We start from the raw sequence: 14,542 nt of genomic DNA, 5'->3' as shown, positions 1-14,542 counted from the left end.
CAGGCGACGCGACATATTTCGCCAGCCTTCCGGCTTCCATATCATGAGACTGCGGGCAAGAAAGCTGCTGGCCCAATCGATTTGTGTCAACAACCTGCCGAATGGCGGAATCACGCGGCGATGGCAATGCCGGAACCGGTGGAAACCGGCTGGTCTCCTACCGATATGTTGCGATCCGGAGTTTTGCGGGTCGAGCCGGTTTCGAAATGTTGCGGCGTACCAAGCACACCCAGGCGGACGCCATGACGGGAAACGGCAGCAAGCCCGGGCAAGCCTGACGGACGGACGTCAAATGGCGGCATTTCCACCCGGGCGGAGGTTTTCGATGATTTCCGGCGCATCACGATTCGCCTCAGGCGGCTTCCGCGGTCTTGTCCTCGATAACGACCGGGACGAAGCGCCCGTCCGACGCGGGCGCGTCGGCAAGAATCTGCGCCCACTGGATGATCTCCATCGTCCCGTCGAAATTTTCGGCCACGGCCGTGCAGCTCTCCACCCAGTCACCGGTATTGATGTATTCGACGCCGTCGATCCGCTCCATCGCGGCGTGGTGGATATGGCCGCAGATAACCCCGTCGACATGCGAGCGCCTCGCTTCCTGGGCGACGATCTCCTGGAAATGGCTGATGAAGTTGACCGCTTTCTTGACCTTCACCTTCGCCCAGGACGAGAACGACCAGTACGGCATGCCGAACAAACGGCGGAACCGCGCCACGATCCGGTTGACGATGATTGCAGTGTCGTAGGCCTTGTCACCGAGGTAAGCGAGCCAGCGCACGTTGTGAACGATCGAATCGAACTGGTCGCCATGGATGACCAGGAAGCGCCGCCCGTCGGCGGTCTCGTGGATCGCCCTGTCTGCGACGACGATGCCGCCGAAGTGCGTACCCTGGAACATGCGCAGGAATTCGTCGTGGTTGCCGGCGATGTAGGTGATGCGGGTGCCCTTACGCGCCTGGCGCAGCAGCTTCTGCACGACGTCGTTGTGCGATTGCGGCCAGTGCCACGAGCGACGCAACCGCCAGCCGTCCACGATGTCGCCGACCAGGTAGATCGTTTCCGCCTCATGGTGACGCATGAAATCGATCAGGAACTCGGCCTTCGCCGGCTTCGAGCCGAGATGGACATCGGAGATGAACAAAGTACGGAAATTGCGTGTCTTCTCGCCGGACATCGAGCTTTCCCAACCGGTTGCGGCGCGCTTGCTATGCCCCGATTCATGCAACAGGCGTGTGACGGTTGCAGTTGGAGCGCCCGGCAAGCTAGGTTGCCGCCCATCAGGAAAAGGATTGCATCATGGATCTCGGTATTCGCGGAAAGAAGGCCATTGTCTGTGCTTCGAGCAAGGGGCTCGGCAGGGGTTGCGCGATGGCGCTGGCCGAGGCCGGCTGCGATCTCGTCGTCAATGGTCGCGATGCAAAAACCCTCGCGGCAACGGCGGCGCAGATTCGCGACCGCTTCGGCGTGACGGTTACGGAAGTACCAGGCGACGTGTCGAAACCGGAAATCCAGAAGGCGCTGCTCGCCGCCTGCCCGCAGCCGGATATCCTGGTCAACAACAATGGCGGTCCGCCGTTTCGCAAGTTCGCCGACCTGACCCGCGAACAGATCCTGGCGGGCGTGACCAACAACATGATTGCGCCGATCGAACTTATCCAGGCAGTTCTGGTCGGCATGGCCGAACGCGGCTTCGGCCGCATCGTCAACATCACCTCGCTGTCGGTCTACATGCCGATTCCCGGCCTCGACGTCTCGTCCGGAGCACGCGCGGGGCTGACGTCATTCCTCGCAGGCGTTGCCCGGACCGTCGCCGACAAGAATGTCACCATCAACAATCTGCTTCCCGGCAAACTCGATACCGAGCGGCTGCGAGGCGCGAACCGCGCCGGCCACCAGATGACGGAGGATGAAAAGAAGATGCTGGCCGACATTCCGGCAAAGCGGCTCGGTACGCCCGAAGAATTCGGTCAGATCTGCGCCTTCTTCTGCTCGGTGCATGCCGGATACCTGACCGGGCAGAATATCCCCGTGGATGGCGGCAGTTACGTCAGCGCGTTTTAGCGTCGGAAGATTCTCCCGCAGTTTCCTGCGCTAACCTCCTGAAATGATAGGAACTTAGATCGGCGTAGATCCAAGCCACGCTTTTTGTGACGCGGCATCTCGCGATTTCATTTGCGCGTGCTAAAACCGGACTGGAAAACTGCGAAGGGAGCGCTGGATGAACGTCGAGACCAAGAAAGCCGAGCGCTCCGATCTCGACGAGGCAGCGCTCTTCTTCCACAAGCATCCGACGCCCGGAAAGCTGGAAATCCAGGCGACCAAGCCGCTTGGCAACCAACGTGATCTGGCGCTCGCCTATTCGCCCGGCGTCGCCGCGCCGTGCCTGGCCATCAAGGACGATCCGGCAACCGCCGCCGACTACACGGCGCGTGGCAATCTCGTCGCTGTCATCTCCAATGGTTCGGCGGTCCTCGGCCTCGGCAATATAGGGCCGCTGGCCTCCAAGCCGGTGATGGAAGGCAAGGCGGTCCTGTTCAAGAAGTTCGCCGGCATCGACGTTTTCGACATCGAGATCGATGCGCCGGAGATCGACCGCATGGTGCAGACGGTGGCCGCCCTTGAGCCGACATTCGGCGGCATCAACCTCGAGGACATCAAGGCGCCGGAGTGCTTTGAAGTCGAGGAGCAACTGAAGGCCCGCATGGGCATCCCGGTGTTTCACGACGACCAGCATGGCACCGCGATCATCGTCGCCGCCGCGGTGCTGAACGGTCTGGAGTTCGCCGGCAAGAAGCTCGAGGACATCAAGATCGTCACGTCCGGCGCGGGTGCGGCCGCCCTCGCCTGTCTCAATCTGCTGGTCTCGCTCGGCGCCAAACGTGAAAATATCTGGGTCACCGACCGCCACGGCGTCGCCTACAAGGGCCGGCTCGAGGAAATGGACCGCTGGAAGGATCCGTACGTCAAGGATACCAACGCCCGGGTCCTGGCCGACGTCATCGGCGGCGCCGACGTTTTTCTCGGCCTGTCCGCCGCCGGTGTCCTGAAACCCGAGCTGCTGGCCAACATGGCCGAAAAGCCGCTGATCCTGGCCCTGGCCAATCCGACGCCCGAGATCATGCCGGAACTAGCGCGTGCGGCGCGACCTGATGCAATGATCTGCACCGGCCGTTCGGATTTCCCGAACCAGGTCAACAACGTGCTTTGCTTCCCGTATATTTTCCGCGGCGCGCTGGATTGTGGCGCGACCGCCATCAACGAGGAAATGAAGATGGCGGCGGTCCGCGCCATCGCCGCACTTGCTCGCGAAGAACCATCCGATATCGCCGCCCGTGCCTATTCGGGCGAAACGCCGACTTTCGGGCCGGATTTCCTTATCCCCTCGCCCTTCGACCCGCGGCTGATCCTGCGCATCGCGCCCGCCGTCGCCAAGGCAGCCTGCGAAAGCGGCGTCGCCCAACGGCCGATCGAAGACTGGGCTGCGTATCTCGATCGGCTGAGCCGCTTCGTCTTCCGCTCCGGTCTCGTCATGAAGCCGGTGTTTTCCGCTGCCAAGGCGGCCGCCACCAAACGCGTCATTTATGCCGACGGCGAGGACGAGCGCGTGCTCCGGGCGGCGCAGGTGGTGCTCGAGGAAGGCACCGCTGAACCGATCCTGATCGGCCGCCCGCATGTCGTCGATGTCCGGTTGCGGCGCTATGGCCTCAAAATCCGTCCCGGCACCGATTTTGAGTTGATCAATCCTGAAGACGATCCGCGCTATCGGGGCTATGTCGATCTGTTGATAGAGCTTGGCGGGCGTCGCGGCGTCACGCCTGAAGCAGCCCGAACCATGGTGCGAACGAACACTACGGTGATCGCCGCACTGGCGCTGAAGCGCGGTGATGCCGATGCGATGATCTGCGGGTTGGAAGGCCGCTTCGAACGGCATTTGCGCAACGTCCAATTGATCATCGGCGCGCGTGACGGCGTGCAGGATCGCGATCTCTCCACACTATCCATGCTGATTACTCAGCGCGGCATCGTGTTCTTCACAGACACCTATGTTTCGGTCGATCCCACGGCGGAGGAAATTGCGGAGATGACGGTCCTCGCCGCCGAGGAGATCAGCCGCTTCGGCATCGAGCCGAAGGCCGCACTCCTGTCGCATTCGAACTTCGGCTCACGGGATTCGGCAAGCGCATTGAAGATGCGGGAAGCCACCAGGATCTTGCAGCGTATCGCACCCAACCTTCAGGCCGATGGTGAAATGCACGGCGATTCCGCCCTTTCGGAGCATTTGCGGCATCGCGTCCATCCACATTCGACACTCAAGGGCGAGGCCAATCTCTTGGTTTTTCCGAACCTCGATTCCGCGAATATCGCGCTGACGACGGTCAAGCAGATGATGGACGCACTGCATGTCGGGCCGATCCTGCTCGGAACCGCAAAGCCCGCGCATATTCTGACGCCATCGGTTACATCGCGCGGCGTCGTCAACATGACGGCTCTTGCCGTCGTCGAGGCCGCACAGCAGGCACAGAACCCAGCCTAGCGAAAGACTATCCGGAGAAAGATGTCGTCCGTTGGTAACCATGGCTTCTAAGCGGCGGTTAACCCGGCGGATGATAGTATCTATAAGACTTGGGTTGCGGCAAATTCCAGGCGCAAGGCTTTGGGAGGCTAAATGGCTGCGGGGATGGAAAGGCTTAACCGGCTCGCCGCTACGATAGCGGTCGTTGCCGCCTGTCTTTTCCTCGACGCCGGCGCGGCCCTCGCCGATGCGCGACTGTGCCGGCAATTGGAAGCCCAGCTCGCCTCCCTTTCTTCCGGAGGTGGAGGGGTACAATACAGGAAATACGACAAAGCCGTCGCTACCCAGCGGGCTCAGTTGCAGCAGGCGCGTGGGCGCGCCCGCAGCGCCGGTTGCGGTTTTTCGCTCTTCGGTCGTGGAGGCCGCGGCTGCAGCAAGCTCGACGATACGATCGACCGGATGGAGCAAAACCTCTCGGCGTTGCAAAGCAAACGCACGCAACTGGCTGGAAACAGCGGATCGAAGCGGCAGCGCGGCCGCCTGCTTGCTTCGCTCGATGCCAACGGCTGCCGTGGAAAGACGGCGCCCCGGCAACGTGAGGCCCAGCGCTCGAGCGAGAAACCCAATCGTGGAACATCCCTTTTCGATCAGATTTTCAACGGGGATGTCCGGCAGCTCGATGAGATCGATGAAGAAACTCCGCGCAATGTCCGCCGTCTCGGACCGTCACAACGGCAATATTCCGGCGGACAATACCGAACGCTCTGCGTACGCAGCTGCGACGGCTATTACTTCCCGATCTCGCCGTCTTCCTCGATACGCGAATTCGAGCGAGACCAGCAGAACTGCCAGACGATGTGTCCCGGAACCGACGTGCAGATCTACTATCAGGATGCCGATGACGAGAACGCGGAAGCTATGGTCTCGACCGCAACCGGCGAACCATATGCAAACCTGCCCACGGCATTCCTGTATCGCCAAACGGACACACCCCGCCAGGCGCAATGCGCCTGCAATCCTGCGAAGAACTTCTCCGTGATTGCCGGAAACCCGCCATCGAGCTGGACAACCATCAACGTCGAAGCGGAAAGCGCCACCTCGGCTCCAGCCAGCGGCAGCATTTTGACCTTTGGCCAGGAACCCACGAGTTCGCCGGCTCCGACGCAGATGCCTCAGGCGACGGAACTGCCGCCACCCGGTGAGCGCAAGGTCAGGGTCGTCGGGCCAGTGTTCCTTCCCGACCCAGCAGGGGCAATAGATCTGCAAGCTCCGGCCCAGAAGCAAGTCCAGTAAGCGCCAGCCGCAATGGCATGAACAATGCCTTGCCCTTGCGGCCGCTCTTTTCCTTCACCTGATCGGTCCATGACTTCCAGGTCGACCTGTCCCATGGCTCCTCCGGCAGAAGATCGAAGGCCTCCCGCACGAATTCTCGGTCCTCCGCGGAAAGCATCTCGCCTGGTTCAGGACCCTCGTTGACGATCCCCCACCATTTCCCGGCGTCCGCGAGCCTATCCAGATTGCCACGCACGGTGATCCAGAATGGCTCGGCGCGCTCGCCATCGACGCCAAGCGCCAGCAGCCGGGTGCGGGCCTCCTCGAATGGCATGGCGTGCAAAAGCACCCGATTGAGCACACCCAGTTCGGCGGGATCGAATTTGGAAGCGGATTTCGAGGTCGATGCCGGATCGAATTTTTCAGCGAGTTCGTCCATCGTGCGTACGGCCGAGACATTTTCCGACGTACCGATCAGCACCGCGAGCGACGCGACCGCCATCGGCTCGATGCCGGATTCGCGCAGGCCGGAAATCGACAGCGCGCCGGTTCGCTTGGACAGGCCCTCGCCGGAGGCGGTCGTCAGCAGATTGTGGTGACCGAACGCGGGCGGCTCGGCGCCTAGCGCTCGAAACAGCGCAATCTGTACACCGGTGTTGGTGACATGGTCGTCGCCGCGGATCACATGGCTGACACCCATGTTGATGTCGTCGACGACCGACGGCAGCGTATAGAGGTAGGTGCCGTCGGCCCGGACGAGCACCGGATCGGACAGAGATGCCAGATCGACAGTCTCTTCGCCGCGCACCACATCGTTCCAGTGGATCTCGGTGCGTTCCGTCTCAAAAGGGTCCGAGCGGAAGTTCGGCAGCAGGAAACGCCAGTGCGGCTGGCGGCCTTCGCCCTCGAAGTCGGCTTTCTCGGCTTCGTTCAACTTCAGCGCTTCGCGGCCGTAGACCGGCGGCAGGCGGCGCGACAACCGTACCTTGCGTTTCAGTTCAAGCTCTTCGGCCGTTTCATAGCAGGGATAGAGCAAGCCCGCCGCCTTCAGCCGCTCGACCGCCGCGTCATAGTCACCGAACCGTCGCGACTGGTAGTCCACCGCATCCGGGAAAATGCCCAGCCAGCCGAGATCGTAAAGAATGCCGTCGGCATATCCCTGCTTCGAGCGCGCGAGGTCGGTGTCGTCGAAGCGCTGGATGAAACGGCCCTTGTTCTTCAGGGCGTAAAGCCAGTTGAACAGCGCGGTGCGCGCATTGCCGATATGGATATGGCCCGTCGGCGACGGGGCGAAACGGACGGTAACGGTCATCGGCGGGGCGTAGCGGATGAGTTTGACGTTGGCAAGGCGGTGATCTGCAAGAGAAAGGGCCGCACCTTGCGTGCGGCCCTTCCCTTATCAACAAGCCTTGGTCAGACCAGGCCCTTGGTCAGTTCCAGCGCCTGGCGTTCGAACAACCGGCGATAGATGCCACCGTCGAGGCGGATCAAGGCGTTGTGGTCGCCCTCCTCGGTGATACGGCCATTGTCGAACACCAGCAGCCTGTCGAGTGCACGCACTGTCGACAGCCGGTGGGCAATCACCAGCGTCGTGCGCCCGACCATCAGCCGCTCCATCGCCTGCTGGATCAGCACTTCCGATTCCGAATCGAGGCTGGACGTCGCCTCGTCGAGGATCAGGATCGGCGCGTCGGCGAGGAAGGCGCGGGCAATCGCCACGCGCTGGCGCTCGCCCCCCGACAGCTTCACACCCCGCTCGCCCACCAGTGTGCCGTAGCCTTTCGGCAGGCTCATGATGAAATCATGGGCGCTGGCGAGCCTGGCCGCTTCCTCGATCTCCGCCTGGCTGGCCCCGGGCCGGGCATAGGCGATGTTCTCGGCAAGCGAGCGATGGAACAGGATCGGCTCCTGCTGAACGATGGCGATCTGCTGGCGCAGCGACGCCTGGCCGACCTTGGCGATATCCTGACCGTCGATCAGGATGCGCCCCGATGTCAGATCATAGAGACGCTGGATCAGCTTGACGAAGGTCGTCTTGCCCGAACCCGAATGCCCGACCAGACCAACGCGCTCGCCCGCCTCGATCGTCACCGAGAAGTCGCGATAGAGCGGCAACCGGTGATGGCCGTAGTGGAACGTGACGTTCTCGAAGTCGATGCGACCGGCGCCGATGCGGATCGCTCCTGCGCCGGGACGATCGGCGATGCCGAGCGGCTGGCCCTGGATATCGACCAGTTCTTCCATGTCGTTGACCGAGCGCTGGACGTTGCGCACATGCATGCCGACGTCGCGCAGATAGCCTTGCAGCACGAAGAACGACGTCAGCACGAAGGCGATATCGCCCGCGCTCGCCTGCCCGCGTGACCACAAGACCAGCGCGAAGCCGATCACTGCGGCCCGAAGCACGAGCAGCGTAACACCCTGCGTCGTGCCGTTGACCGTACCACGCACCCAGGTTCGGCGCGTCCGGTGATGCCATTTGCCTGTCACCTTTGCGAGACGGCTGTCTTCGCGATCCTCAGCGCCAAAGCCCTTGACCACGGCGTTGCAACTGATCGCGTCGGCCAAGGCGCCGCCAAGCCGCGTATCCCAGCTGTTCGCAAGGCTCGCCGCAGGTGCGACGTAGCCGAGCGACAGCGAAACCGTCAGCGTGACATAGACGATCGAACCGACGGCGATGATCACACCCATCATCGGCCAGTACCAGCCAAGCAGCAGCGTCGAGCCGACCAGCATGACAAGCGACGGAAACAGCGCCACCAGCAACGTGTCGTTCAGCAGGTCGAGCGCCCACATGCCGCGCGTTACCTTCCGCACGGTCGAACCGGCGAAGCTGTTGGCGTGCCAGTCCGTCGAGAACCGCTGGACGCGATGGAATGCGTCCGCGGCGATGTCCGACATCATGTTCAGCGTCAGGTCGATGATCGTCATGAAGGCGATGTGGCGCATGACGATGGCGCCGAGCGCCAACGCGATCAGCATGGAAAATGCCGCAACCGCGGCGTTCCAAGCGATGACGTCCGTCGCCCCGCCGTCGGCGACAGCGTCGACCAGCCGGCCGGAATAGAGCGGTGTCAAGACGTCGGCCAGCGTCGACACCAGAACCGCAACCATGATGATGGCGACCCGGCCGGGCTGCCGACGCCAGTGCGCGCCGGTGAATTTGAAAACGCTGCGGAATGCACCGCCGCGCAGGTCGATACGAAAACGAGCCATGATCTCATGCGGGCACGACAAGGCGCCCGTTCCCAAGAAAGTTCTGAAAAATGGAACACCGTGGAGAACGAAAATGTCGTTCGAAAACGATGTATGACGCGAAAATTGGCAACCGGCCCGTCTTTGCGCGGGCGGGGACCGAGATCTAACGATGCCTGTTCTGCAGCCTGCCGCTCCTACCGGAGCGAAGCTGAAGACCTAGGCCTCGCGACCTCGCACAACAACACTGTTGAATACTGCCATTCGTACCTCCCGCAGAGGGATGCGGAGAGGTGCTTATAAGAGAGGCAATTCGCCACGCCAACCCCTCAACGTGTAAAAAACCAACTGGCACAACCCATGAGGCAAGTTTGCAACAGTTTAGCCGACACGAATTCGGGACAGCAGCGCCGACGCGAACGCGCCTGCGATTTTGGCACAGGCCGTTAACGGCGCGAGCGTAGTTATTCCGGCAACCTGCGTGGCTCACGCACCAGCCGCATGTACATGCCGTCGTTCTGCGTCACGAATCCGAACCGCGCATAAAGTTCGTGGGCATCGCTGGTGCGCAGGCTCCAGCCTTCGACGGATGCGAGTTCGGGATGGTCGAGCAAAGCCTGGATCAACCTGGTGCCGATGCCTGCGCCGCGAAAGTCCGGCCAAATTACGATGTCAGCGAGATAAGCGAAATAGGCATAATCGCTGACGACTCGGCCGAAGCCCACCTGCCTTCCATCCATATAAGCGCCAACGCAGAGCGAGTTTTCGAAAGCGCGCCGATGCCCCTCGTCGGTGCGTCCGTCACCCCAATAGCTCGCCTTGATCACATCGGACGTCGCCCTGAAGTCGATGCGCGAACGGTCGAAACTGATTTCAATGTCGGGCAATACGTACGGCTCCGAAATAGGCACCGCCGGCTCAGCCGCGATCCCTGAACCTGTTGGTGATCGGGTAGCGGCGGTCGCGGCCGAAATTCTTCCTGGTGATCTTCACCCCGGGTGCCGCCTGCCGCCGCTTGTATTCGGCGACGTAGAGCAGATGCTCGATGCGATGCACCGTTTCGCGGTTGTGACCGCGCGCGACGATCTCGTCGACGCCCATCTCGTTCTCAACCAGGCATTCCAGAATGTCGTCGAGCACCGGATAGGGAGGCAGCGAGTCCTGGTCGGTCTGGTTCTCCCTGAGTTCGGCGGACGGCGCCTTGTCGATGATGTTCTTCGGGATCACCTCGCCCGAGGGGCCGAGCGCCCCGGGCGGCACGGTCGTGTTGCGCCACGCAGACAGCGCATAGACCTGCATCTTGTAGAGGTCCTTGATTGGATTGAAGCCGCCGTTCATGTCGCCATAAAGCGTTGCATAGCCGACCGACATCTCGCTTTTGTTGCCGGTGGTGACGACCATCGAGCCGAACTTGTTGGAGATCGCCATCAGGATGGTGCCGCGGGCGCGGCTTTGCAGGTTTTCCTCGGTGATGCCTTCCTTGGTACCCTCGAACAATTGCGTCAGCGTATGGTTAAAGCCGTCGACCGGCTCGAAGATCGGTACGATGTCGTAGCGACAGCCCAACGCACGGGCGCAATCCTCGGCGTCCTTCAGCGAATCCTTCGACGTATAGCGATAAGGCATCATGACCGCGCGCAGCCGCTCTTCGCCAAGCGCGTCGACGGCAAGTGCCGCGCAGATCGCCGAGTCGATGCCGCCGGAAAGGCCCAGCACGACATTCTTGAAACCGTTCTTGTTCACATAGTCGCGCAAGCCGAGCATGCAGGCTCGGTAATCGGCCTCTTCCTTGTCGGGTATTTTCGACATCGGCCCGTCGGCGCAGGCCCAGCCTTCTTCCCCACGCTTCCAGAGGGTTGTGACAACCGCTTCCTCGAACTGGCTCATCTGGAAGGCGAGCGTCTTCGCGGCGGATATGGCGAAGGAGGCGCCGTCGAAGATCAACTCGTCCTGGCCGCCAAGCTGGTTGGCGAAGAGCAGCGGCAGGCCGCTTTCGATCACCTGGCGGATCACCACCTGGTGGCGAACGTCGAGCTTGCCTCGGTAGTAGGGCGAGCCGTTCGGCACGACCAGGATTTCGGCGCCGCTCTCAGCCAGCGTTTCGCAGACGCCGAGATCGCCCCAGATATCCTCGCAGATCGGGATACCGAGCCTGACACCGCGAAAATTGACCGGTCCGGGCATGTCCGGTCCAGCCTGGAACACACGCTTTTCGTCGAATTCGCCGTAGTTCGGCAGGTCGACCTTGAAACGCTCGGCGATAATCTTGCCACCATCGGCGACAACCACCGAATTGTGGGTGCCGCTCTCGCGCTTCAACGGCGTCCCGATGATGACCCCCGGGCCGCCGTCGGCCGTGTCCTCGGCAAATTCCTTGACCGCGCGCTCGCAGGCGGCAAGGAAGGCCGGCTTCAGCACCAGATCCTCGGGCGGATATCCGGCGATGAACAGTTCGGTGAAAAGCACCAGGTCCGCGCCCTGGCGCGCCGCATCGGCGCGTGCCTCGCGTGCCTTGGCGAGATTGCCGGCGACATCACCGACTGTCGGGTTCAATTGGGCTACGGCTATGCGGAGAACATCGAGGCGCTTGGTCATGGAAGCGGTTTAGCGCGGCGGCTTTCGGGCGGCAATGCTGTTCGCTTGTGCCACTAGATTCCCATATATTCACTCAAGACCTCGGGCGGGTTGTTTTCGCCGATCGACATCGAAAGAATGCGGGAAAGGTGCCGGTAAGGCAGGCCGGTTTCTTCGGCCCAGGCGTTCATCTGCTCCTGTATCCGCGCCAGATCGCGTTTCGATGTGGGGCTTTCCGCCACGTCGAGGCCGCTGTCGCGTAATGCCGCAACCAGGTCGCGCGACATGATGAAGGCATCCCAGCCGATCCAGCGCAGGAAATACTGGCCGGTGTTACCGCCAAGCCGGCTGCCGTGCTTGCCGAGATAAGCAGTCAGGCCGATCTGGTCGTCTTTCGGCCATCGGCTGAGGAATTTTCCGAACCCACCATGTTCTTTCGACATCCGCTCGACGAAAGCGGCGTTCTCCTTCACCGACTTGATCTTCTGCGGATTGCGCACGATACGCTTGTCGGATGCGAGTTCGTACCAGAAATCGTCTGGCTGGAAGAGCAGCCGCTTTGGTTCGAAGCCGAGGAAAGCTTCCTCGAAGCCAGGCCATTTCTGCTCGATGACACTCCAGACGAAACCGGCAGAAAATATACGCTTGGCGATCGTCGAGAGAATGCGGTCGTCTGTTATACCGGCAACTGCAGCATTGCTCGGCATCGGTCCGAGCAGCGATTGCAACACTTCTTCACCGCCTTTGCGCTTTGCGGCACGGGCACGGATCTTCGCAAAAGTGGACATTCGCCTCTCCCTCAGCCGTCAAATCGCCCATTCGTGGGTGGAATGGCGGAGCATCTTCATATAGTCGGGCCATGGCGCGCAACCTGGATACTGTGGAGCGAGGAGCGTGATGAACAAGACCGTGGCCGACCTCGCCCTTCGCTGGCTTACCCGCAATGCCGATTCGCTGAGCGACGCCGAGCGCCGGGTATTGCAGAGTGCCATCGACCGAAAGCCGATATCGCGAGACCAGTTTCAGGCTCATGCGGACGACCAGAAGATCGGCGAACGCATCGCCGATTCGATCGCCAGGGTTGGAGGCTCGTGGACCTTCATCATCAGCTTCCTTATCTTCCTTGTAGCCTGGTCGACCCTGAATACCGTGCTTCTCGCTACCGGCGCCTTCGACCCCTACCCTTACGTCTTTCTCAATCTCATCCTCTCGATGCTGGCCGCGCTGCAGGCGCCGGTCATCATGATGTCGCAGAACAGGCAGGCCGAACGCGACCGCCTAGACGCGTCACACGACTACGAGGTCAACCTCAAGGCCGAAATCGAGATCATGGCGCTGCATGAAAAACTCGACGAATTGCGGCATGGCGAATTGCTGGCCGTACGCGACAAGCTTGCGGAACTCACCGGCGCCGTTCTGCGTCTCGAGGAACGCCTTGGCGAGCGCGGCCAGCCCGGATGACCGAGACGTTCCATTTCCTGATTACCAAGTACGGACTGCTCGCCGTGTTTGTCGGCTGCTTCGCGGAAGGTGAAAGCGCCGCCATCCTCGGCGGCTTCTTCGCCCATCAACGGGTATTCGTACCCTGGCAGGTCTTCTCGGTGGCCTTCGCCGGATCCTTTCTCGGCGACGCGGCGCTGTTCTTTCTCGGACGGCACTATTCCGAGAATGCCTTTGTGTTGCGGATGCGGAAAAAACCGGGTTTCAGCCACGCGCACCGGCTCGTTACCCGATACCCGAACACCTTCGTTTTCTTCAACCGTTATGCCTATGGCATGCGGGTCGTCGGAGGCGTAACCGCCGGATTGTCAGGTATTGCGGTGGGACGCTTCCTTCTCCTCAACGCGTTGTCCTCGCTGGTGTGGGTCACACTGTTCGGGTCGATCGGTTACCTCGGAGGCCTGGGTGCCGAAAAGCTGCTCGGTGAAGCGCTGGTCGAACACCAGCGGCTGATCTTCGCCCTCATCGGCGGATTGGTGATCACCGCGCTCGCATGGTACGCTGCCCACCATTTCTTCCGAAACGGGAAGAAAAACGACTGACCGCCAGCCACGGCCAGCCTAGATCGCGAGACCGGTGATGCGCTCGATGATGGCGATGCCCCAGACACCCGCGGCAAGCACGACCGAGATCAGCACGGCGAGCGAACCGCAATCCTTGGCGAGTTTGATGTCGATGTTGAATTCACGCGAGACGGCATCGCAGGCTGCTTCGATGCCAGTGTTCAGCACTTCGACCATAATCATCAGCAGCACCGAACCGATGAGCAGCGCGTAGCCGCGCCAGGTCGTTGCGATAAACCAGCCGAGCGGCAGCGCGATCACCAGCAAGGCTAGTTCCTGCTGGAAAGCCGCTTCATGACGCATGAGATGCCGCGCCGCCCGCATCGAATTTTGAAATGCCTTGATCAGCCGTTCCATCCAGCCGAATCCCTCTCCGAGCCCGAGAATGCGATCATGTACCGCACAGAACGCCTTCTCGAACAGCCAGGAATGCCGGCAAAGAGTCGTGCATGCTGTAACCGTCAGTCATTCGCGACCCGGATCGACGCCGTCGAGCGGGTATGGCACGGCAGGCCGTCGTCGATTTCGTAATATTCGCCCTTGTCCTCGACGAAGATATGCCTTTCGCCCTTCAGGCCGGATGGCTGGTCGAACGAACCAGCCATTATGGATATTTCGGCAAGATCGTTGTGTTTCCAGAAGAGAGCCGAGCCGCAGACCTTGCAAAACCCGCGACGGGCTGCGTCGCTGGCGTTGTACCAGGTCAGATTTTCGCCGCCGGTAACTTCCAGGTCGACATCCGTGACATTCGTCGCCGCGTAATAGTGGCCGGATTGCTTGCGGCATTGCGAGCAATGGCAATAGACCACGCCGCGCAATCTCCCGCTCGTCTTGAAGCGGACCGCACCGCAAAGACATGAACCGGTGTGAATCTCAGCCATTTTTTCCTCCCATCGTCTGGATCGGCCTCTTCGCATTTTCGCGC

At 61.4% G+C, this 14,542-nt stretch carries 14 protein-coding genes; 5 read left to right on the top strand and 9 right to left on the bottom strand.

Annotated elements, in window-relative coordinates:
• Window positions 1-110: 110 nt before the first annotated feature.
• Both OHD58_RS15920 and OHD58_RS15915 read right to left on the bottom strand, forming a co-directional pair.
• A complete protein-coding gene (locus tag OHD58_RS15920; protein WP_263804400.1) occupies window positions 111-341 on the bottom strand; it encodes a hypothetical protein in 231 nt (76 codons plus the stop codon).
• An 11-nt stretch (window positions 342-352) separates the two neighbouring features.
• Window positions 353-1,174, bottom strand: a complete 822-nt coding sequence (locus OHD58_RS15915) for a UDP-2,3-diacylglucosamine diphosphatase (protein ID WP_263804399.1) — start codon at window positions 1,172-1,174, stop codon at window positions 353-355.
• A gap of 122 nt (window positions 1,175-1,296) precedes the next feature.
• Here OHD58_RS15915 and OHD58_RS15910 point away from each other — a divergent pair, with 122 nt between their 5' ends.
• The 3 genes from OHD58_RS15910 (at window position 1,297) to OHD58_RS15900 (ending at window position 5,806) form a co-directional block, all read left to right on the top strand.
• Window positions 1,297-2,061 carry an SDR family oxidoreductase gene (locus tag OHD58_RS15910; RefSeq protein ID WP_263804398.1) on the top strand — a complete coding sequence of 255 codons (765 nt, stop codon included), beginning with the start codon at window positions 1,297-1,299 and terminating at the stop codon, window positions 2,059-2,061.
• A gap of 157 nt (window positions 2,062-2,218) precedes the next feature.
• Window positions 2,219-4,534 carry an NADP-dependent malic enzyme gene (locus tag OHD58_RS15905; RefSeq protein ID WP_263804397.1) on the top strand — a complete coding sequence of 772 codons (2,316 nt, stop codon included), beginning with the start codon at window positions 2,219-2,221 and terminating at the stop codon, window positions 4,532-4,534.
• Between the two features lie 246 nt (window positions 4,535-4,780).
• On the top strand, window positions 4,781-5,806 hold the full coding sequence (locus tag OHD58_RS15900) for a DUF2865 domain-containing protein (RefSeq protein WP_263804396.1): 1,026 nt from the start codon (window positions 4,781-4,783) through the stop codon (window positions 5,804-5,806).
• Here OHD58_RS15900 and OHD58_RS15895 read toward each other — a convergent pair.
• From OHD58_RS15895 to OHD58_RS15875, 5 genes are all read right to left on the bottom strand, one after another.
• Window positions 5,724-7,097 (bottom strand): glutamate--tRNA ligase, encoded by a 1,374-nt coding sequence (locus tag OHD58_RS15895; RefSeq protein ID WP_263804395.1) that lies wholly within the window; start codon window positions 7,095-7,097, stop codon window positions 5,724-5,726. The genes OHD58_RS15900 and OHD58_RS15895 overlap by 83 nt on opposite strands.
• Window positions 7,098-7,198: 101 nt before the next feature.
• Window positions 7,199-9,001 (bottom strand): ABC transporter ATP-binding protein, encoded by a 1,803-nt coding sequence (locus OHD58_RS15890; RefSeq protein WP_263804394.1) that lies wholly within the window; start codon window positions 8,999-9,001, stop codon window positions 7,199-7,201.
• Window positions 9,002-9,444: 443 nt separating this feature from the next.
• Complete coding sequence (locus OHD58_RS15885; protein WP_263804393.1) at window positions 9,445-9,867, bottom strand: GNAT family N-acetyltransferase; 423 nt, start codon at window positions 9,865-9,867, stop codon at window positions 9,445-9,447.
• A gap of 31 nt (window positions 9,868-9,898) precedes the next feature.
• On the bottom strand, window positions 9,899-11,575 hold the full coding sequence (locus tag OHD58_RS15880) for an NAD+ synthase (protein ID WP_263804392.1): 1,677 nt from the start codon (window positions 11,573-11,575) through the stop codon (window positions 9,899-9,901).
• A 53-nt stretch (window positions 11,576-11,628) separates the two neighbouring features.
• The gene (locus tag OHD58_RS15875; RefSeq protein ID WP_263804391.1) at window positions 11,629-12,342 is read right to left on the bottom strand and encodes a DNA-3-methyladenine glycosylase I; all 714 of its coding nucleotides are present in this window, start codon (window positions 12,340-12,342) and stop codon (window positions 11,629-11,631) included.
• A 109-nt stretch (window positions 12,343-12,451) separates the two neighbouring features.
• Here OHD58_RS15875 and OHD58_RS15870 point away from each other — a divergent pair, with 109 nt between their 5' ends.
• On the top strand, window positions 12,452-13,015 hold the full coding sequence (locus OHD58_RS15870) for a DUF1003 domain-containing protein (protein ID WP_263804390.1): 564 nt from the start codon (window positions 12,452-12,454) through the stop codon (window positions 13,013-13,015).
• Window positions 13,012-13,596 (top strand): DedA family protein, encoded by a 585-nt coding sequence (locus OHD58_RS15865; protein WP_263804389.1) that lies wholly within the window; start codon window positions 13,012-13,014, stop codon window positions 13,594-13,596. Before OHD58_RS15870 ends, OHD58_RS15865 begins: the two co-directional genes overlap by 4 nt.
• A gap of 18 nt (window positions 13,597-13,614) precedes the next feature.
• On the opposite strand, the gene OHD58_RS15860 is transcribed toward OHD58_RS15865, so the two are convergent.
• Together OHD58_RS15860 and OHD58_RS15855 are read right to left on the bottom strand one after the other, a co-directional pair.
• Complete coding sequence (locus OHD58_RS15860; protein ID WP_263804388.1) at window positions 13,615-13,974, bottom strand: diacylglycerol kinase; 360 nt, start codon at window positions 13,972-13,974, stop codon at window positions 13,615-13,617.
• 104 nt (window positions 13,975-14,078) lie between these two features.
• On the bottom strand, window positions 14,079-14,498 hold the full coding sequence (locus OHD58_RS15855) for a GFA family protein (RefSeq protein ID WP_263804387.1): 420 nt from the start codon (window positions 14,496-14,498) through the stop codon (window positions 14,079-14,081).
• Between the last annotated feature and the right edge of the window lie 44 nt (window positions 14,499-14,542).

It is taken from the genome of Mesorhizobium sp. ZC-5, from assembly GCF_025753855.1.
Taxonomy (GTDB): domain Bacteria; phylum Pseudomonadota; class Alphaproteobacteria; order Rhizobiales; family Rhizobiaceae; genus Neomesorhizobium.
This window is presented reverse-complemented; position numbering and strand designations above follow the sequence as displayed.